Origin of the sequence: Actinosynnema sp. NPDC053489 (assembly GCF_044544865.1) — a bacterium.
Taxonomy (GTDB): domain Bacteria; phylum Actinomycetota; class Actinomycetes; order Mycobacteriales; family Pseudonocardiaceae; genus Actinosynnema.
Genome location: NZ_JBITXT010000004.1, coordinates 561,321 through 577,413, shown reverse-complemented (window position 1 = coordinate 577,413; position 16,093 = coordinate 561,321). Strand labels below are relative to the sequence as shown.

At 73.8% G+C, this 16,093-nt stretch carries 18 protein-coding genes; 10 read left to right on the top strand and 8 right to left on the bottom strand.

What is annotated here, in order from left to right; genetic code table 11:
• Positions 1 to 278 precede the first annotated feature (278 nt).
• From ACIGNX_RS12335 to ACIGNX_RS12325, 3 genes are all read left to right on the top strand, one after another.
• Positions 279 to 647 carry an STAS domain-containing protein gene (locus tag ACIGNX_RS12335; protein WP_396539169.1) on the top strand — a complete coding sequence of 123 codons (369 nt, stop codon included), beginning with the start codon at positions 279 to 281 and terminating at the stop codon, positions 645 to 647.
• A gap of 70 nt (positions 648 to 717) precedes the next feature.
• Positions 718 to 1,311, top strand: coding sequence for an iron transporter (locus ACIGNX_RS12330; RefSeq protein WP_396539167.1), 594 nt, complete (start codon positions 718 to 720; stop codon positions 1,309 to 1,311).
• Positions 1,312 to 1,390: 79 nt separating this feature from the next.
• Positions 1,391 to 1,834 (top strand): cupin domain-containing protein, encoded by a 444-nt coding sequence (locus tag ACIGNX_RS12325; RefSeq protein ID WP_396539165.1) that lies wholly within the window; start codon positions 1,391 to 1,393, stop codon positions 1,832 to 1,834.
• A gap of 24 nt (positions 1,835 to 1,858) precedes the next feature.
• On the opposite strand, the gene ACIGNX_RS12320 is transcribed toward ACIGNX_RS12325, so the two are convergent.
• Positions 1,859 to 2,524, bottom strand: coding sequence for a TetR/AcrR family transcriptional regulator (locus tag ACIGNX_RS12320; RefSeq protein WP_396539163.1), 666 nt, complete (start codon positions 2,522 to 2,524; stop codon positions 1,859 to 1,861).
• Between the two features lie 100 nt (positions 2,525 to 2,624).
• On the opposite strand from ACIGNX_RS12320, the gene ACIGNX_RS12315 reads away from it, so the two are divergent.
• Positions 2,625 to 3,539 (top strand): SDR family NAD(P)-dependent oxidoreductase, encoded by a 915-nt coding sequence (locus tag ACIGNX_RS12315; protein WP_396539161.1) that lies wholly within the window; start codon positions 2,625 to 2,627, stop codon positions 3,537 to 3,539.
• A gap of 398 nt (positions 3,540 to 3,937) precedes the next feature.
• Positions 3,938 to 5,791: a M6 family metalloprotease domain-containing protein gene (locus tag ACIGNX_RS12310; protein ID WP_396539203.1), complete on the top strand. Its 1,854-nt coding sequence runs from the start codon at positions 3,938 to 3,940 to the stop codon at positions 5,789 to 5,791.
• Between the two features lie 9 nt (positions 5,792 to 5,800).
• Here ACIGNX_RS12310 and ACIGNX_RS12305 read toward each other — a convergent pair whose 3' ends face one another.
• On the bottom strand, positions 5,801 to 6,190 hold the full coding sequence (locus tag ACIGNX_RS12305) for a hypothetical protein (RefSeq protein WP_396539159.1): 390 nt from the start codon (positions 6,188 to 6,190) through the stop codon (positions 5,801 to 5,803).
• Between the two features lie 162 nt (positions 6,191 to 6,352).
• On the opposite strand from ACIGNX_RS12305, the gene ACIGNX_RS12300 reads away from it, so the two are divergent.
• The 3 genes from ACIGNX_RS12300 to mmuM are packed head-to-tail and all read left to right on the top strand — an operon-like array spanning position 6,353 to position 8,232.
• Positions 6,353 to 6,667 (top strand): SHOCT domain-containing protein, encoded by a 315-nt coding sequence (locus tag ACIGNX_RS12300; RefSeq protein ID WP_396539157.1) that lies wholly within the window; start codon positions 6,353 to 6,355, stop codon positions 6,665 to 6,667.
• 31 nt (positions 6,668 to 6,698) lie between these two features.
• Positions 6,699 to 7,304: a phosphoribosylanthranilate isomerase gene (locus tag ACIGNX_RS12295; RefSeq protein ID WP_396539155.1), complete on the top strand. Its 606-nt coding sequence runs from the start codon at positions 6,699 to 6,701 to the stop codon at positions 7,302 to 7,304.
• A 10-nt stretch (positions 7,305 to 7,314) separates the two neighbouring features.
• Positions 7,315 to 8,232 (top strand): homocysteine S-methyltransferase, encoded by a 918-nt coding sequence (gene mmuM, locus ACIGNX_RS12290; protein ID WP_396539153.1) that lies wholly within the window; start codon positions 7,315 to 7,317, stop codon positions 8,230 to 8,232.
• Here the strand turns inward: mmuM and ACIGNX_RS12285 are convergent.
• The 3 genes from ACIGNX_RS12285 to ACIGNX_RS12275 are packed head-to-tail and all read right to left on the bottom strand — an operon-like array spanning position 8,216 to position 11,215.
• The gene (locus ACIGNX_RS12285; RefSeq protein ID WP_396539151.1) at positions 8,216 to 8,974 is read right to left on the bottom strand and encodes an SDR family oxidoreductase; all 759 of its coding nucleotides are present in this window, start codon (positions 8,972 to 8,974) and stop codon (positions 8,216 to 8,218) included. The genes mmuM and ACIGNX_RS12285 overlap by 17 nt on opposite strands.
• Complete coding sequence (locus ACIGNX_RS12280) at positions 8,971 to 10,419, bottom strand: PP2C family protein-serine/threonine phosphatase (protein ID WP_396539149.1); 1,449 nt, start codon at positions 10,417 to 10,419, stop codon at positions 8,971 to 8,973. The genes ACIGNX_RS12285 and ACIGNX_RS12280 overlap by 4 nt, the downstream gene beginning before the upstream one ends.
• A gap of 7 nt (positions 10,420 to 10,426) precedes the next feature.
• Positions 10,427 to 11,215, bottom strand: a complete 789-nt coding sequence (locus tag ACIGNX_RS12275; RefSeq protein ID WP_396539147.1) for a GAF and ANTAR domain-containing protein — start codon at positions 11,213 to 11,215, stop codon at positions 10,427 to 10,429.
• Between the two features lie 91 nt (positions 11,216 to 11,306).
• On the opposite strand from ACIGNX_RS12275, the gene ACIGNX_RS12270 reads away from it, so the two are divergent.
• On the top strand, positions 11,307 to 11,978 hold the full coding sequence (locus ACIGNX_RS12270) for a TetR/AcrR family transcriptional regulator (protein ID WP_396539201.1): 672 nt from the start codon (positions 11,307 to 11,309) through the stop codon (positions 11,976 to 11,978).
• Positions 11,979 to 12,275: 297 nt separating this feature from the next.
• Here the strand turns inward: ACIGNX_RS12270 and ACIGNX_RS12265 are convergent, their stop codons facing one another.
• Positions 12,276 to 12,923 (bottom strand): hypothetical protein, encoded by a 648-nt coding sequence (locus tag ACIGNX_RS12265; protein WP_396539145.1) that lies wholly within the window; start codon positions 12,921 to 12,923, stop codon positions 12,276 to 12,278.
• Between the two features lie 94 nt (positions 12,924 to 13,017).
• The gene (locus ACIGNX_RS12260) at positions 13,018 to 14,202 is read right to left on the bottom strand and encodes a GDSL-type esterase/lipase family protein (RefSeq protein ID WP_396539143.1); all 1,185 of its coding nucleotides are present in this window, start codon (positions 14,200 to 14,202) and stop codon (positions 13,018 to 13,020) included.
• Between the two features lie 229 nt (positions 14,203 to 14,431).
• On the opposite strand from ACIGNX_RS12260, the gene ACIGNX_RS12255 reads away from it, so the two are divergent.
• The gene (locus ACIGNX_RS12255) at positions 14,432 to 15,253 is read left to right on the top strand and encodes a peptidoglycan DD-metalloendopeptidase family protein (protein WP_396539141.1); all 822 of its coding nucleotides are present in this window, start codon (positions 14,432 to 14,434) and stop codon (positions 15,251 to 15,253) included.
• Between the two features lie 45 nt (positions 15,254 to 15,298).
• On the opposite strand, the gene ACIGNX_RS12250 is transcribed toward ACIGNX_RS12255, so the two are convergent.
• Positions 15,299 to 16,087, bottom strand: coding sequence for an NPP1 family protein (locus tag ACIGNX_RS12250; RefSeq protein WP_396539199.1), 789 nt, complete (start codon positions 16,085 to 16,087; stop codon positions 15,299 to 15,301).
• Positions 16,088 to 16,093: the final 6 nt, after the last annotated feature.

Sequence of the window (16,093 nt, the reverse complement as noted above, 5' to 3'; positions counted from 1 at the left end):
ACTCCCGCACCACCACGAGGCCATGGTCCGCTGGTCCATGATCCGCATCACCAGCCGCCGACTCACTCAACAGTAGTAGCTCGGAAACAGCTACTGAGCCACGAACATCCTCTCCACTGCCGACGCACCGGCGCGATCCACTCTAAAGGGGTCGGGCGGACACCGCCCGGTCCGGCCCGGTTGGCCCGAATGGCGCAATGCCGGTGGTCGTACCACGATGGGCGACGGGCCGGGCGACCGGATGTCGTGGCCGGTTGGCCGGAGCGGAGGGGGACCAGGTGGGCATCTTGAGGCGCGCGTCCGCGCCGGCGCGGTTCGCCGTGACCGTCCGGCGCCACGGGGACGCCGTCGTGGCGACCGTCAGCGGTGAGGTGGACCAGGCCACCGCTCCGCACCTGCGCGCCGCGTTGACCGACGTGCTGCGGGACCGGCCCGCGGTGGTCGTGGTCGACCTGCGGGAGGTGGACCTGCTGGCCTCGGCCGGGGTGGCGGCCCTCATCGCGGCCCACGACCAGGCCGTCCCCGACGTGCGGCTCCGGGTGGTGGCGCCCGAGACCGCGCCGGCCATGAAGTCGGTGCAGGTCACCGGGTTGAGCGACCTGCTGGTGGTTCACCCGACGGTGGACGCCGCCCTGACGGCCACCTGAGCGCGGGTGTCGTGGCCGCGTCGGCGGGTACGCCCCGGTGGTCGGGAGAACCGCCACCAGGGAGGGCCGCATGAGCACACCGGGCAGCACACCGCCGATGAGCCCGAGCAACGAAGCCGATCCGGACCAGCTGGACGTGGCGCGCGCCGAGGGCGCCGCCTACCGCAGGGCGCTGGAGGCGATGCGCGAGGAGTCCGGCGCGGTCGTCAAGCAGGCCGGCGAGTACCTCGTCGTGCTGGTGCAGGAGGACGCCGAGGGCATGTACGAGCTGCGGGACGGCCGCCTGGTCTGGCAGGAAGCGCCCGAGGACGCCAACGGGCACCTGGAGATCGCCGTCGCCGACGCCGCGGACGGCCGGTTCGTGCCGGGGCTGGACGTGACCGTCACCGTGTCCCGCGGGGGAGAGAAGGTGCTCGACACGAGGCTGCCGTTCCTGTGGCACCCGTTCCTGCACCACTACGGCACGAACTTCACCATGGCGGGCGAGGGCGAGCACGACGTGCAGGTGCACATCGACCCGCCGACGTTCATGCGGCACGACCCGGTCAACGGCAAGCGGTTCGAGCACCCGGTCGAGGTCGCGTTCCTCGGCGTGCCGTTCAAGCCGGGGCGGAAGCCGAGCCCCGACGCCCAGCCGCGCGCCGCCGGTACCCCGGCCGGGTGACCGCTGCGCCGGTGACCACTGCGCCGGTGATCGCTGCGCCGGTGATCGCCCGATCCGGGCACTGCCTAGGGTTGGGGCCATGACACTGGGGATGCGGCGTCCGGAGGACGTCGAGGAGCTGCCCGCCGTCGGTGGCGCGTACCGGATCACGCTGTCGGGCGCGGACACGGGTGGGCGGTTGGCCGTCGTGGAGATGCGGTTGGACGCGGGCGCGCTGGGCGCGCGGCCGCACGTGCACCACGGCCACGAGGAGGACTTCGTGGTGCTGGACGGGGAGATCACGTTCGACGTCGGCGGTGAGGACTTCGTCGTGGGCACGGGCGGTGCGGTGGCCGTGCCCCGCGGGTCGGCGCACGGGTTCCGCAACGCGACCCCCGAACCGGCCCGCTGCCTGATGATCCTGACCCCGGCGGGCTACGAGGACTACTTCCGCGAGGTGTCCGCACTGGTCGCCGCCGGCCACGAACCCACGGCCGAGGAGCTGAACGCCCTGCGCGCCCGCTTCCGCACCACACCGGCCTGAGCCCGGGGCGATCCCGTCGCGGGCTCAGGAGCGCGGCAGCATGCCCACGAGCGACGTGATGATCGCGAGCCGCAGGGCCGGCCGCAGGTCGACGCGGTGGACCGCGAGCGCCGGCTCGGACTCGTAGACGGCGAGCAGGCTCGGCGGTGGGGGGGTGTAGGCGGACAGCGCGCCGGCCACCAGCAGGGCGGTCAGGCAGAACTGCTCGGCCCGGTCGCCGACCTCGGGCAGGTGCCGCCGGACCAGGCCGGCCATCACCGCGAGGTTGTCCAGTGAGGCCCGCTTGTGCCGGCGGACCACCTCGACCGAGACGTTGTGCTCGAGCACCCCGCCCTGCGCGCCGTAGAGGTCGCAGAGCACGGTCTGGGCGGCGAGCGACCGGCTGAGCACGTCGGCCGCCTGTTCGGCCCGGTCCACCGCGGGCAGGTCCGGGTCGACGCCGCGCGCCAGCTCCTGCTCCAGCCCGGTCAGCCAGGTCGCCGTCCGGTCGTCCATCAGGTCGAGCAGCACCGCCTCGCGGGACTCGAAGTAGCGCAGCACCGCCGTCTTGGCCAAGCCGACCCGCCGGCTCAGCTCGTTCAGGGTCACCTCGCCGACCGACATCTCGTCGAGCATCGCCGAGGTCGTCTCCAGGATCGCCCGGCGCCGGGTCTCACGCTGCTCTTCGGTGCGCGCCCGCTGGAACGTCATGACCGGATCCTAACTTGGGTACCGCCGGTACCTTGACAAGGTACCGGCGGAACATTAGCGTTCAGGACATAAGTTACCGGCGGTACATTAGGAGTTCGCGATGACGTGGACCGAGCAGCAGATCCCGCGCCAGGACGGCCGGGTCGCCGTGATCACCGGTGCCAACACCGGGCTGGGCTTCGAGACCGCCCGGCGGCTCGCCGAGCGCGGGGCGCAGGTCGTGCTGGCGGTGCGCGACACCGGGAAGGGCGAGCTCGCCGCCGCGCGGATCGAGGGCGACGTCTCCGTGCGGGAACTGGACCTCACCTCGCTGGAGTCGGTGCGCGCCGCCGCGGCCGGCCTCCGCGCCACCCACCCGCGGATCGACCTGCTGATCAACAACGCCGGCGTGATGCACACACCGAAGCAGACCACGCGCGACGGCTTCGAGCTCCAGTTCGGCACCAACCACCTGGGCCACTTCGCGCTCACCGGGCTGCTGCTCGACCTGATGCTGCCGGTGCCCGGCTCCCGGGTGGTCACGGTCAGCAGCACCGGCCACCGCATCCGCGCCGCCATCCACTTCGACGACCTCCAGTGGGAGCGCTCCTACAGCCGGACCGCCGCCTACGGCCAGTCGAAGCTCGCCAACCTGATGTTCACCTACGAGTTGCAGCGCCGGCTCGCCGCGCACGGCACCACCGCCGCGGTGGCCGCGCACCCCGGCGTCGCCAACACCGAACTGGCCCGCAACACCCCGCCGGTCGCCCGCCGGTTGATCACCTGGCTCGCCCCGGTGATCACCCAGCCGGCGGTGGCGGGCGCGCTGCCCACCCTGCGGGCCGCCACCGACCCGTCCGTCCTCGGCGGGCAGTACTACGGGCCGGACGGCCTGGCCGAGTGGCGCGGCAACCCGCGGCTGGTCACCTCCAGCCCCGACTCCTACGACCTGACCGCGCAGCAACGCCTCTGGGCCGTGTCGGAAGACCTCACCGGGGTGCGGTTCCCGGTCGGCCGGGCGACCGCCGCGGCGTGAGCCGCGGCCCGGCCACCGCGGCTTCCCCCGGCGGGGGTCGAGTGCGGACGGCCGGACCCGCCCGGGTCCGTCAACTGACAACGGGGTTCGGGGCCGCCGGGTGCCGTTAGCGTGTCGGGGACGGCACTTCGGAGGTGGGCATGTACCGCACTCGGGTTCCTCGTTGGCGCAGGCGGCCGCTGTTGGTGGTGTCCGCGTTGGTCTCGGTCGTGGCGTTGGCGACGGGGACCGCCGGGGCGCAGGCGGCTCCTCCGGAGGAAGTGCCCCCGCACCCGTGGCAGCAGGACCACTGGCCCCAGCGGCAGCCGTGGCAGCAGGAGCGCGACGGGGCGAGGGTGGCGGCGAGCGCCGGGTTCCCCGGACCGGTCGACCCGCAGAACTGGGTCAACCCCGACCACATGACGTGGGAGCGGGACTACCGCCCGGTGCCCGGGACGAACTGGGCCGACCCGTCGGTCAAGGGGTCGGTGCGCAACTTCAAGGGCGCGCTGGTGCTGCTGGACTACCCGAACCAGCCGTTCGTCGTGACCCAGCCGCAGCGGTCGACGGTGTTCGGCAACCCGAGCGCCGAGGCGCACGACGTCCCGCGCGACCGGGTCGCCCGGTTCTACCAGGACTTCCTCAACACGCCCAACGCGCTCAACCGCGGCCACACCGTGCACGAGTACTGGATGGAGGACTCCGGCGGGCGGTACGGGGTCGAGCTGACCGGGTTCGGCCCGTACACCGTGCCCGGCAAGGACCACGAGTACGCCATGGAGTTCCAGGGCGGCGCCGCCTGCCCGGCGGGCGACTCGTGCGACCGGGACATCCGCACCGACGGCCGGGCCGCGTGGGTCGCCGACGTCGGCGACCGGGTGCCCGCGGGCTTCGACTTCGTGTACTTCCTGTCGGCGGGCCAGGACGAGTCGGGCACGTGGCAGGAGTTCGGGATGATGAAGTTCCCGACCCGGCAGGACGTGCCCGACGAGTTCGGCCCGCCAGACCCGGCCCTGCCCAACTGGTCCCCCACCCGGTACGTCGACTGGACGTCGTGGGCGTCGGGCTCCAGCATCTGGCCGAACGCGGGCGACGGGTCGTCCACGCAGGCGGAGAGCTCCGGCCAGGGCGTGTACGCGCACGAGCTGAGCCACCTGCTCGGCATCGGCGACAACTACAACAACCCGTACGCCAACCCGCCGCGCCGCGCCTACACCGGCATCTGGGACATGCTGTCCCGCGGCTCGTTCAACGGGCCGGGCGGCCCGCACTCGCGGTGGGTCGTCCCGGCGACCGCGGGCGCGTCGATGGGCGCGCAGCACGTGCTGCGGAACAAGGTCAAGCTCGGCATCGTGGACGAGCGCAACGTGCTGCGCCTGTCCCGCGAGGCGCTCGCCGGCTCCGGCGTGGTGATCGCCGAGGTGACCGCGCGGGCCGTGCGGCCGGGACAGGACGGGCTCTCGGGCGTCAACGTGGCGCTCGGCACGGGCGACCTGTCGCCGGCCTGCGACGTCCGCACCGACCCGCTGTGCGACGGCGGCGGCTACCAGAACTACACCGTCGAGGTCGTGGACCGGATGGGCGCGGACTCGTTCACCCCCGACTCGGGCGTGCTGCTCGCGAAGACCAAGGACGAGGACCGCGCGCCGTTCGCCTGGGTGGTCGACGCCAACCCGCAGGACATCGGCATGACCGACTACGTCCTGCCGGACGGGCGGCGGGTGCCCATCACGATCGGCGACTACCGCCAGCTCTCCGACGCGCTGTTCCACGCCGGCACCAACTCGGGCAGCGAGTACGAGCACGTCGACCGGGCCAACCGGCTGCACTTCTACGTGCTGGACGTCCACCGCGACGGCCGGGGCGTCCTGTCCTACACCGTCGCCGTCCGCTCGCTCGACGGGTCGGGTCCGCAGCAGCGGGGCGTCCGGGTGCTGCCGACGGCGGGCCGGACGGGTGCCGACGGTGTCGCGACCTGCCGGTTCCCGCTGGTCAACACCGGGCGCGCCGCACCGGCCGGTGGGCACCCGGAGGACGTGACCCCATACCTGGGCGGTGACGTCTACCGCGTGTCGGCGAAGGCGGAAGGCCGCGGCTGGGCGGTCGACGTGCCCAACGCGCTGGCCGCGGCCGGCTTCGGGCGGCAGGTCCAGGTGCCGGTGCACGTCAAGCGGGACGGCGGTCCGCCGCTGACCCGGGTGACCCTCACCGCGACCTCGGAGAGCGACCCCGCCAAGACCTCGACCTCGACCTGCACCGTGGTCGGGCGCTGATCGGGGTGGTCAGCGGCCGAGCGCGACCCGGACCTTCTTGATCACCGCTTCCTCGACGTCGGCGACCTGGCCGTCCGCCGCGGCCACCTCGTGGCAGATCGCCTCGACGGCGTCGGGGAAGGTGGCCGCCTCCTCGGGCGAGCGGGCCCGCAGGATCGCCAGGGACGCCTGGAGGGCGTCGAGCACCTGGCGCTCCAGCTCGGACTCGGGGATCGACGAGAGGTCGACGCGGGACGAGTAGAGGGTGTGGCGCAGGTCCAGCGACAGGTTGTTCAGCGCCCGGAGGCCGGCGTAGCGCTCCTGGATGACGGGGCCGGGGTCGGCGTGCGACACCAGCACCATCACGCCGAAGACGGCCGTGCGCAGGGTCCGGATCTCGGCGGCGGAGTAGAAGATCATGCCGTCAGCATAGTGAGGCGGCTCCGTGACCAGCGGTTCGGCGTCACGCGGACGCCGGGTTCGGCCGACCGCCGGGGTGCCGCAGGGATTCGCCGAATCGCACCCGCGCACCGGCGGGCACTGGTTATGGTCCGAGCACACCGGGGGGTCGAGGGGGCAGCCATGAGCGTGGCCGACGAGTTGGCGAAGTTGCAGCGGTTGCACCGGTCGGGCGCGTTGTCCGACGTCGAGTTCAGCGCGGCGAAGCGCCGGCTCCTCGAACCGGGACCGCCGGTCCACGACCAGTCGATCGGGCGTGCCGCCAACCGCTACGTCACCTTCCGGGTCGTCGCGAGCATCGTCGCCGGGATCGTCGGCCTCACCCTCTTCCTGGTCTTCCTGTTCGGCGTGATCATCCCGGCGTTCGACGCGATGCACGACGACCGGCCGCCGTCGTGGCCGGGCTTCGACAACGCGCCCGTGGTGACCTTCCCCTGACCACCGCCGGTGCGCGGCTACTGTCTGCGGCATGTACGTGAAGTTGTGCGGGTTGCGCACGCCGGCCGACGTGGTCGCCGCCGCGGCGGCCGGCGCGGACGCGGTCGGGTTCGTGCTGAGCCCCAGCGTGCGGCAGGTCGACGTGGGCACCGCGCGGCGGTTGGCGCGCGAGGTGCCGCCGCACGTGCTCTCGATCGGCGTGTTCCGCGGGGTGGCGGCGGCGGAGGTGCGGCGCCTCGCCGAGGAGTCCGGGGTCGGCGCGGTCCAGCTGCACGGCGACTACCCGCGAGAGGCGTTCGACGAGGTCGGTGCGAGCGGGTTGCCGCTGGTCCGGGCGGTCTCGTTGACGGCGGGCACGGACGTGCGGGTCGGCGCGTACGGCGAGCGGATGCTCCTGCTCGACTCGCCGGACGCCGGGTCGGGGCACCGGTGGGACCTGGCCGCGCTCGACGGCGCGCGGCCGAGCGGGCAGTGGTTGCTGGCGGGCGGGCTCGGGGTGGACGACGTCGCCGAGGCCGTCGCGCGGGCCCGACCGTGGGGCGTGGACGTGTCCAGCGGCATCGAGGTCACCCGCGGTGTGAAGGACCACGGGCTCATGCGCGAGTTCGTCGCCGCCGCACGCGCCGCCCGGGGCTAGGGTCGTCGGCATGTCCGACGAGCGGCTGCCCGACGTGGTGGCCCGGCGCGCGGTGGTGCTGGACGGCGGGCTGTCGACCGCGCTGGAGGCGGCCGGGCACGACCTGTCCGACGAGCTGTGGTCCGCGCGCCTGCTGCTGACCGACCCGGACGCGGTCCGGGCCGCGCACCTGGCCTACTTCCGGGCCGGCGCGGAGGTCGCCATCACGGCCAGCTACCAGGCGACGGTCGAGGGCTTCGCCCGGCGCGGCCTCCCGGCGGGGCGCACGGCCGGGCTGTGGCGCGACAGCGTGACCCTCGCCCGGCGGGCGGCGGCGGAGGTGCCCGGGCCGCGGTGGGTCGCGGGGTCGGTCGGCCCGTACGGCGCGATGCTCGCCGACGGCTCGGAGTACCGGGGGCGGTACGGGGTGCCGCCGGGCGCGCTGGAGGAGTTCCACCGGCCCCGGATCGAGGTGCTCGCCGAGGCGGGCGCCGACGTGCTCGCGGTCGAGACGATCCCGGACGTGCTGGAGGCGGAGGCCGTGCTGCGGGTCGTGGCCGGGTCCGGGGTGCCGGTGTGGCTGTCCTACAGCGCGCGAGGCACGCGGACGTGCGCCGGTCAGCCGTTGGCCGAGGCGTTCGCGGTCGTGCGCGGGGTGGCCGAGGTGGTGGCCGTGGGCGTCAACTGCTGCGACCCGGCCGACGTGGACGAGGCCGTGGCCATCGCCCGCGAGGTCGCCGGCAAGCCCGTCGTGGCGTACCCGAACGGCGGCCGGCGCTGGGACGCCGACGCCCGCGAGTGGACCGGCGAGGCCGCCTTCGAGCCGTCGCGCGCCGAGGGCTGGGTGGCGGGCGGCGCGCGGCTGGTCGGCGGCTGCTGCGAGGTCGGGCCGGCGGCGATCGCGGGCCTCGTCGCCGCGCTCGACCGGCCGGTCAGCCCCGGCCGATGAACGGCATCGCGGTCGCCATGACCGTCAGGAACTGCACGTTGGCCTCCAGCGGCAGGCCGACCATGTAGCGGACGGCGTCGGCGACGTGCGCGACGTCCATGGTGGGTTCGGCGGCGGTCGACCCGTCCGCCTGCGGGACGCCGGCCGCCATCCGCCCGGTCATCCGCGTGGCGGCGTTGCCGATGTCGATCTGGCCGCACGCGATGCGGTGGCGGCGGCCCTCCAGCGAGATCGCCCTGGTGAGCCCGGTGATCGCGTGCTTGCTCGCGGTGTAGGCGACGGCGCCGGGTCGCGGCGCGTGCGCGGAGACCGAGCCGTTGTTGATGATCCGGCCACCTCTCGGGTCCTGCTCCCGCATCACCCGGAACGCGGCGCGGGCGCACAGGAACGAGCCGGTGAGGTTCGTGCCCACCACCGTCGACCACTGATCGGCGGTGAAGTCCTCGAACGGCGTGGCGGGCACGTTCGTGCCGGCGTTGTTGAACAGCACGTCGACCCGGCCCCACCGCTCGCGCACGGCGGCGAACAGGGCGTCCACCGACGCCTCCACCGTGACGTCCGTCGGCACGACCAGGACCCGGTCGGCCGGCACGCCGTCGGCGGTCCCGGCCAGGGCGTCCTCGCGACGCCCGGCCAGGGCGACCCGGTGACCGGCGTCGAGCAGCGCTCGGGCGACCACCCGACCCACCCCCGAACCCGCTCCGGTCACCACCGAGACCGGAGCGCCCGCCCCCGACGTCATGTGCGCATCGTCCGCGGTGCCGTCCAGCAGGCCAGGACCACGCCGACGTCGTCCTGCGGCACGTCGCCCTGGTGCGTGAGGACCGCCTGCACGAGCCTGCGCGCCGTCTCGGGCGGCGGGTGGCCCGCCGTCGCCTCGCGGCGCAGGAACTCCACCAGCGGCCCGCCGCCGAACGCCTCGCCGTCGCCGTCACGCGCCTCGGTGATGCCGTCGGTGTGCAGCACGAGCCAGTCGTCGGGTTGCAGGACCTCCTCGCCGACGGCGGCGTGCTCCGTGATGCCCGAGCCCAGCGGCGGCACCCGGCCCCCGTCCAGCGGCTTGACGATCCGCCCGTCGCGCAGGATCAGCGGCACGGGGTGGCCCGCGTTGAGGTAGCGCAGCCTGCCGGTGGCCAGGTCGACCTCCACCAGCACCGCCGTGGCGAAGGCGCCCCGGCCGAACTGCCTGGCGATCGTCTCGTCGATGGTGCGGACCTGCCCGTGCAGGTCCTGGCCCGCCCGGCGGGCGTGCCGGTGCGCGGCCAGCGCCGTGGCGGCGATCAACCCGCTGCGCAGGTCGTGCCCCGCCGCGTCGAGGATGATCAGCGTCGCCGTCGTCTCCGACAGCGCGTAGTCGAAGGCGTCGCCGCTGACGTCGTGGCGCGGCTCGACCACCCCGGTCACCACGAAGTTGTCCACCCCGGCGGTCTGCGGCGGCAGCATCGACCGGATCAGCTCGCCGGTGACCGTCCGCGGCTTGGGCAGCCGGGCCAGGTCCACGGCGTCCCCGTACCGGGTCAACAACGTCACCAGGTGCCCGAGCAGCATCGACAGCCACCGGCACTGCGCCCGCAGGCCCGGGTCGTGCAGGTCGGTCACGTCCTCGACCTCGACCTCCAGCACCCCCAGTCGCTCCACGCCGTCCAGCAGCGGCACCCACAGGCACGGCGGCTCGGCGTCCTCGGCGGCGAGGATGCGCACCTGCCGGAACGACTCGCCGGCCAGGGTGTCGTCCACGTCGAGCGGCGCGCCGTCGTCGGCCCACGGCCGCAGGTGGCGCTCCTCGTAGTCCACCAGGTACATCGAGATCCGCACGTCCAGCGCCGAGGCCGCCGCGTCGACGAGGGCGCGCAGCCGGTCGGGCGGCGCCAGCTCGGCCCGTTCCAGGAGCTCGACCAGCGCGATCAGCGACCGGTCCCGCGGTCTGGTCTCCCGGGTCGGCCTGCTGTAGTCGGCCCGGCGGGGCGGGGTCAGCTCGTCCAGGCGCTCGTTGATCGCGTGGGCGAGGATGTCGCGTTGCAGCGGGGGCAGGCTGCCCAGGCCGTGGACGTAGGCGTCGATCTCCAGCAGCCCGGCGTCGCCCCCGATGGCGAAGTACCGGATCCAGAGTTCTTCGGACGTCAGCTCGGCGTGGCGGAGGGCGGCGGCGATGCTGTGCTGTTGCCGTTCGGCGCGGTGATCGGTCATGGTCGTGTCAGAAGGGCCGTTTGATCGTCGTCCGGACGAGCTCTTCGGCGGTGTCCCGAAGCGTCGCCCGCCGTCTGCGCGCCAGCTCCGCCAGCGTCAGGAACGCGGCGCGCTCGTCGGCGCCGTCGCGCGAGATGATGATGCCCTTGGCCAGCGTGATCGCGTCACGGCCCCGCAAGGCGTCCTTCAGGCGTTCGTCGACACGGCGCGCGTCCTCGGTCGTGCGCATGTCGGCGAGCAGCACGCCCGCCTGGGTGGCGAACATCGTCAACAGGTGTTCCTCCCGTCCACCGAAGGCGCCGGGTTCGGACGCGTAGACCTTCATCGCGCCCAGCGCCTGACCACCCGCGAGCACCGGTGTGCTCAACGCCGAACGCAGGCCCGTGCCGCGCACCGCCGCGACCCACTCCGGCCAGCGGTGCTCCCGGCCGAGGTCGTCGACGCGCACCGCGGTGCGCCGCTCCCACGCCGTCAGGCAGGGGCCCTGCCCCAACTCGTACTGGAGGGCGTCGGCGCGGGCCACCACGTCGTCGGTCGCGGCCGCGGTCACCCGGCGCCCGTCCAGGTCGGCCAACGTGAAGCCGGCTCCGATCGCACCCGGGAAGACCTCCTTCGCCGCGGCCGTGATCAACCGCAACGCGGTGCCCATCGCCTCGGCGGACAACAGCATGCCCGACACGCGGACGAACACGCCCGCCGGGTCGTCACCCGGTGGCGAGCCCGGCGTCATCCGCACCACCTCCGCGCGCCCGCGGTCGTCCCCGCGCGAGTAGTTCCAGGCCGAGTCGACCCCCATCGTCGCGACATACCCATTCCGGCCCGTTCTAATCGCGATCGGCGTGGATCACCGCGCGACCAGCGCGATCACGGGCGGCCGGCGCGGTACGGTGTCGACCGTGGTGGCGGGCGTCGGCAGGGCTTCACGAGCGGAGCAGGTCGGCGCCACGCGGCAGCAGATCCTCACGACGGCGGAACGGCTGTTCGCCGAGCGGGGGCTGTACGCGGTGTCCAACCGCCGGATCAGCGCGGCCGCGGGCCAGGGCAACAACACCGCGGTCGGCTACCACTTCGGCACCAAGGTCGACCTGGTGCGGGCGATCATGCGCCGGCACACGTCCCGGATCGAGTCGTTGCGGCAGGACGCGGTGGCCGCCGCCGCCGGGTCGCGGGAGGTGCGGGACTGGGTCGCCTGCCTGGTGCGGCCGGTGACCGCGTACCTGGCCTCCTCGGGCGGGCAGACCTGGTTCGCGCGGTTCAGCGCGCAGGTGATGACCGACCCGGCGCTGCGCGCGGTCGTGGCCGAGGAGGCGCTGGCCGAGGCCTCCCTGCGGCACGTGGTGGACAACCTGGTCGAGCTGGTGCCGGACCTCCCGCCCGACGTGCGCGAGGACCGGGCCGCGATGGTGCGCCGGCTCATCGTGCACGCCTGCGCCGAGCGTGAGCGGGCGCTCGCCGAGGGCGCGGCCACGCCGAGGTCGACCTGGGACGAGACCGCGTCCGGCCTGATCGACGCCATCACGGGCCTGTGGTCGGCCCCGTGCACCGAAGAGCGCCGGTAGCGGGTGGTGGTTGAGCCACCGCGCCGCCCCACGACGATCACGGCCGCGGTCCGCGAGGCTGCCGAGGTGTGCCCGGCGGGGTGATCGCGCCGGCGGACCACGCGTGACCGAAGTGTCCGATGTGCTCCTCGTGGGCGCGTCGGCCTGGCCATCGCCGAGGCGTTGCGCCGCAACGGCTTCACCGGTGGCCTGACGACGCTGGACGACGAGCCGCACCCGCCCGGCGGGGAGGTGTCCGTCGTGGACGGTGCCGCCGCGGCACGGTGGCGAACCGCCGGAGTCACCCGGTGACGCGGGTCACTTCGTCCAGGTGACCGGCGACTTGTCGTACCCGTCGCCCTTGTCGAACGTCGCGCCGCCGACGCTCGCGCCCTCACGGGCACCCTGCAGCACGCACGTCTCGAACTTGGCACCCGCGGTGGTGAAGTCCTTCTTCGCCGACTCCGACTGGCACTGCGCCGTCTCGCCGCTGATGATGACGCCGGTGCCCTTGCCGTCCGGGCCGACCGCGCGCAGGCTGACCGAGCTGTAGGCGAGGTCCGTGCCGCCGACGTTCTCCACCGAGACCCGGATGTAGAACGGCGTGATGCCCTTGGCCTTCTCGCCGAACGCGGCCAGGTCGGCGTTGTCGCCCTGCTCGATGGCGGTGACGGTGATCGCGATCGTGCCGTTCTTGTCCGTGCCGTACTTGAACGGCACCACCGCGCGCTCGCCGACCTTGAGCTTCGTGCCGGGCGCGGTGACGTCACCCGGCGCGGCGGGCGCCGCGGAGGTGGCCGAACCGGTCTTCGACGCGGCGCTCGACGTGGTGGTCCCGGCGGTCGCCTCCGTGGTGGCGGCGGGCGCGGCGGTGCCCGAGGTGGCGTCGCCGCAGGCGGAGAGCAGGAGCGCGAGCGCCCCCGCGGAGGCGACCAGGGCGCGTCGGGACGTCGTGGAGTGCTGCATGGCCGGCACGGTAGCCGCGGTCGGGGTAGCACGCTGTGGTCCGTTCGCACCACAATCGCCGCGAGCGGGGCGTGACGGCGGGCACACGCCCAGGTCAGGCGGTCCCTGGCGCCGACAGCACCATCTTGGCCGGGCCCGCGCCCGGGGTGTTGTGGCAGGCGAAGTCGCCGGAACCCCTCTGGTGCGCCAGGCGCAGGCACGTGCCCAGCGCGCGTTGCCCGTACGCGTTGGGGTGCATGCTCTCCTGGCGGTCGCCCTGCGCCGAGTAGCCGGTGACGACCCACCGCACCCACTCCGCCGTCGTGCCCGGCAGCGGGTTGGCGGCGGAGTGGGCCGACGTCGCCTGGCGGGAGTCCGACGCGCACACCTCGCGCCCGGTGAAGGCGTCCTGGAGGTCGAGGAACCGCACGCCCCGGTGCGCGGCGACCCGCTTCGGCTGCCCGGCGATCGTCGGCACCAGCTCCTCGCGCGCCCAGTCGGCGTCGCTGTCCCACACCGGGCAGCCGCCCTCGGTCCACCGCGGCCCGCTCTCGGCGATGCGGAACCCGGCGGCGGCCGGCATCGGCGCGGGGTAGGACTGGAGGACGAACTGGTAGGTGCCCGCGCCCTGCGCGGCGTCGACCACCTCCCTGATCGCCTCGATCGTGGCCCCGACGTCCGCCCGCAGCCGGTCGAGCTGCCCGGTGACGGTCGGGCCCCACTTCGGCGCGCAGGTGTAGGAGGAGGTGAGGTAGCCCTTGGCGCAGTCGGCGATGATGTCGCCGAACCCGAGGTCGTTGCCGCCGACCGACAGCACGACCAGCTCCACCCGGTGGTCGCGCACGGCGGCGCGCAGCAGCTCCAGCTGGTTGGGCTGACCGCGGTCGGGGTCGCCGGCGCGCACGTCGGACGTGGTCGCGCCGGAGCACGCCAGGTTCACCGCCGTGACGTCGGCGATGGCGGCGCTGACGATCTCGGCGGACGTGGAGCGGTGGCACGTGTTCGTCGTGCCGTGCGTGTCGCCGTAGACCCGTCGCGGGTCGGTGGTGCAGCCGCCCGCGTCGCACTTCGTGGCGAGGTCGGTGCCCCACTTGTCGCCGGTGTTCTCCAGCGCGTTGCCCCGCCACCGGCCCGCCTCTCCGGAGATGTAGCTGTCCCCGAGCGAGACGACGGCGGCGGTCTTGGCGGGCGCGGCGGGTGCTTCGCCTGCGGTCGCCAGGGCGGCGGCGGTGATGGCTGCGGTGATGACGGCGGTAACGGCTGCGGTGGTGGCGGCGCGGCTGCGGAAGGTGCCGGACATTCGGCCTCAACTCCTCGGTGCGGTGGGGTCACGGTAGGAGCAGGACACCCGGCGGAGGACGGCCGGCGAACGCGAGAACCCGATGGTGAGGCCGCCATCCCCGGCCGTGTGACACCGCTTCGCGCTCGGTGACGGGGGCGCGTGCTCACCCGGCGCACGCCTCCCACCCGAATGGCCGTCGGTCGAACGCACCATGCCGGTGCCGGTACCGCCTCCCTACGTTCGGTGCATGACCAACGACGGGTTCAGCAGACGGGCCTTGTTGCACGGGACGGTGGCGGCCGGGGTCGTCACAGCGGTCGGCGCCACCGCGGCGCACGCGGCCGTGCCGGGGTTCTACAACCCCTTCAGCGGCTACCGGATCACCGGCACGTGGGAGGAGCACCTCAGCCGCGGCTCGCTCGGCGGCATCGACTTCGGCATGGCCGTCGGCACGCGGCTGCCCGCCGCGGGCGGCGGGGTGGTCACCAACACCCCGAACAACGGCACGGGCGGCCACACCGTCACCATCCAGCACGACAACGGCTACCGCAGCCAGTACCTGCACCTGTCGCAGTTCCTGCTCGCCAACGGCACGCGGGTGGGCATGGGCGGGATCGTCGGCCTGTCCGGCGGCGAACCGGGCGCGCCGGGCTCGGGTTCGTCCACGGGCCCGCACGTGCACTGGCACATGATCAACCCGAGCGGCGTGCGCATCAACCCGCTGACGTACCTCGGCAGCGGCTCCGGCCTGCCGAAGACGAGCACGGAGCAGGACGGCGTGCCCGGCGCGGTCATGTGGAAGCGGGCGCAGAACTGGCTGCGCCTCGAACAGGGGTACACCGGGCCCATCGACGGGGTGCCGGGCGCCAACACCTACGCGGCGTTGCAGCGGGGCGTGCGCGCGTACGGCTACACGGGCCCGATCGACGGCGTGCCCGGCCCGGCCACCTGGGCGGGGGTGCAGCGCCTGGCCGCGCGGTGGGGCTACACCGGGCCTATCGACGGCGTGATGGGACCGAACTCGTGGCGCGGCTTCGCCCGCTTCCTCAACCAGGACAAGTACGACTGAGCGACCGGTGGGACCCCGCCGCCGCGGCCGGGGTCCCACGTCGCGTCAGGCGTTCGGGTCGAACGGGATCCCGCTCGGCTTCGCCCGGGCCAGGTTGTCGGCGAACGCGCCGTCCTTGATCGCGAGGCTCGCGCTGCCGAAGTCCGCGCCCACCAGGATGTCGCGGATGCCGGCGGGGAAGCGGTCCCAGCTCACCAGGTCCGGGTACTGCCAGGTCCCGTAGTGGTTCTCCGGCTGCTCGCCCGCGCTCGCGAGGCGGAAGCAGTGGGTGCTCAGGCCGTCCTTGTGGTAGACGATCTTCGGGTGCGTGCCCTCCCACGCCACCTGCGACCGCGGGTAGGTCGAGTACCTGCCGTGCGCCGACGTGGAGACGTACTGCGCCTGGTCGCCGCTCACCCACACGATCACGTGCTCGATGTCGTGCCGGTGCCCGCAGCAGTCGATGCCCGGCACCGCCTGGTCCTTCTCGAAGTACAGGTCGTACAGGTGGGCGCACCAGTTGTTGTTGCACCGGGAACGCGCGTAGGAGTTCGTGTTGTCCAGGTCGGACTGGTCGCGGCACTGGCCGTTGAGGGCGCCGGAGTTCTTCAGCCCGGTGGCCACGGCGCCGGTGGGTGAGATCGCGGGGGTCGGGTAGCAGCCGTCGGTGTCGTAGTCGAACGCCGGCTGCCACCTGGCGTCGGCGTCGGTGTGGTTCGCGGGCAGGGCCCGCGGCGGTTCGGCCCACGCGGCTCCGGGCACGAGCACCGCGAGCAGCGCCGCGCCGACGAGCGCGCTCAGCAGCCTCGCGGCGCTTTTCCGGGTGCGGGACGTGGTGCGGGACGGGTCCGTCATCTGGGC

What these genes read in the sequence shown, in the direction of transcription:
- ACIGNX_RS12330 (WP_396539167.1), top strand. Translation starts at nt 718, where the DNA reads ATGAGCACACCGGGCAGCACACCGCCGATGAGCCCGAGCAACGAAGCC.
- ACIGNX_RS12325 (WP_396539165.1), top strand. Translation starts at nt 1,391, where the DNA reads ATGACACTGGGGATGCGGCGTCCGGAGGACGTCGAGGAGCTGCCCGCC.
- ACIGNX_RS12320 (WP_396539163.1), bottom strand. Translation starts at nt 2,524, where the DNA reads ATGACGTTCCAGCGGGCGCGCACCGAAGAGCAGCGTGAGACCCGGCGC.
- ACIGNX_RS12315 (WP_396539161.1), top strand. Translation starts at nt 2,625, where the DNA reads ATGACGTGGACCGAGCAGCAGATCCCGCGCCAGGACGGCCGGGTCGCC.
- ACIGNX_RS12310 (WP_396539203.1), top strand. Translation starts at nt 3,938, where the DNA reads ATGACGTGGGAGCGGGACTACCGCCCGGTGCCCGGGACGAACTGGGCC.
- ACIGNX_RS12305 (WP_396539159.1), bottom strand. Translation starts at nt 6,190, where the DNA reads ATGATCTTCTACTCCGCCGCCGAGATCCGGACCCTGCGCACGGCCGTC.
- ACIGNX_RS12300 (WP_396539157.1), top strand. Translation starts at nt 6,353, where the DNA reads ATGAGCGTGGCCGACGAGTTGGCGAAGTTGCAGCGGTTGCACCGGTCG.
- ACIGNX_RS12295 (WP_396539155.1), top strand. Translation starts at nt 6,699, where the DNA reads ATGTACGTGAAGTTGTGCGGGTTGCGCACGCCGGCCGACGTGGTCGCC.
- mmuM (WP_396539153.1), top strand. Translation starts at nt 7,315, where the DNA reads ATGTCCGACGAGCGGCTGCCCGACGTGGTGGCCCGGCGCGCGGTGGTG.
- ACIGNX_RS12285 (WP_396539151.1), bottom strand. Translation starts at nt 8,974, where the DNA reads ATGACGTCGGGGGCGGGCGCTCCGGTCTCGGTGGTGACCGGAGCGGGT.
- ACIGNX_RS12280 (WP_396539149.1), bottom strand. Translation starts at nt 10,419, where the DNA reads ATGACCGATCACCGCGCCGAACGGCAACAGCACAGCATCGCCGCCGCC.
- ACIGNX_RS12275 (WP_396539147.1), bottom strand. Translation starts at nt 11,215, where the DNA reads ATGGGGGTCGACTCGGCCTGGAACTACTCGCGCGGGGACGACCGCGGG.
- ACIGNX_RS12265 (WP_396539145.1), bottom strand. Translation starts at nt 12,923, where the DNA reads ATGCAGCACTCCACGACGTCCCGACGCGCCCTGGTCGCCTCCGCGGGG.
- ACIGNX_RS12260 (WP_396539143.1), bottom strand. Translation starts at nt 14,202, where the DNA reads ATGTCCGGCACCTTCCGCAGCCGCGCCGCCACCACCGCAGCCGTTACC.
- ACIGNX_RS12255 (WP_396539141.1), top strand. Translation starts at nt 14,432, where the DNA reads ATGACCAACGACGGGTTCAGCAGACGGGCCTTGTTGCACGGGACGGTG.
- ACIGNX_RS12250 (WP_396539199.1), bottom strand. Translation starts at nt 16,087, where the DNA reads ATGACGGACCCGTCCCGCACCACGTCCCGCACCCGGAAAAGCGCCGCG.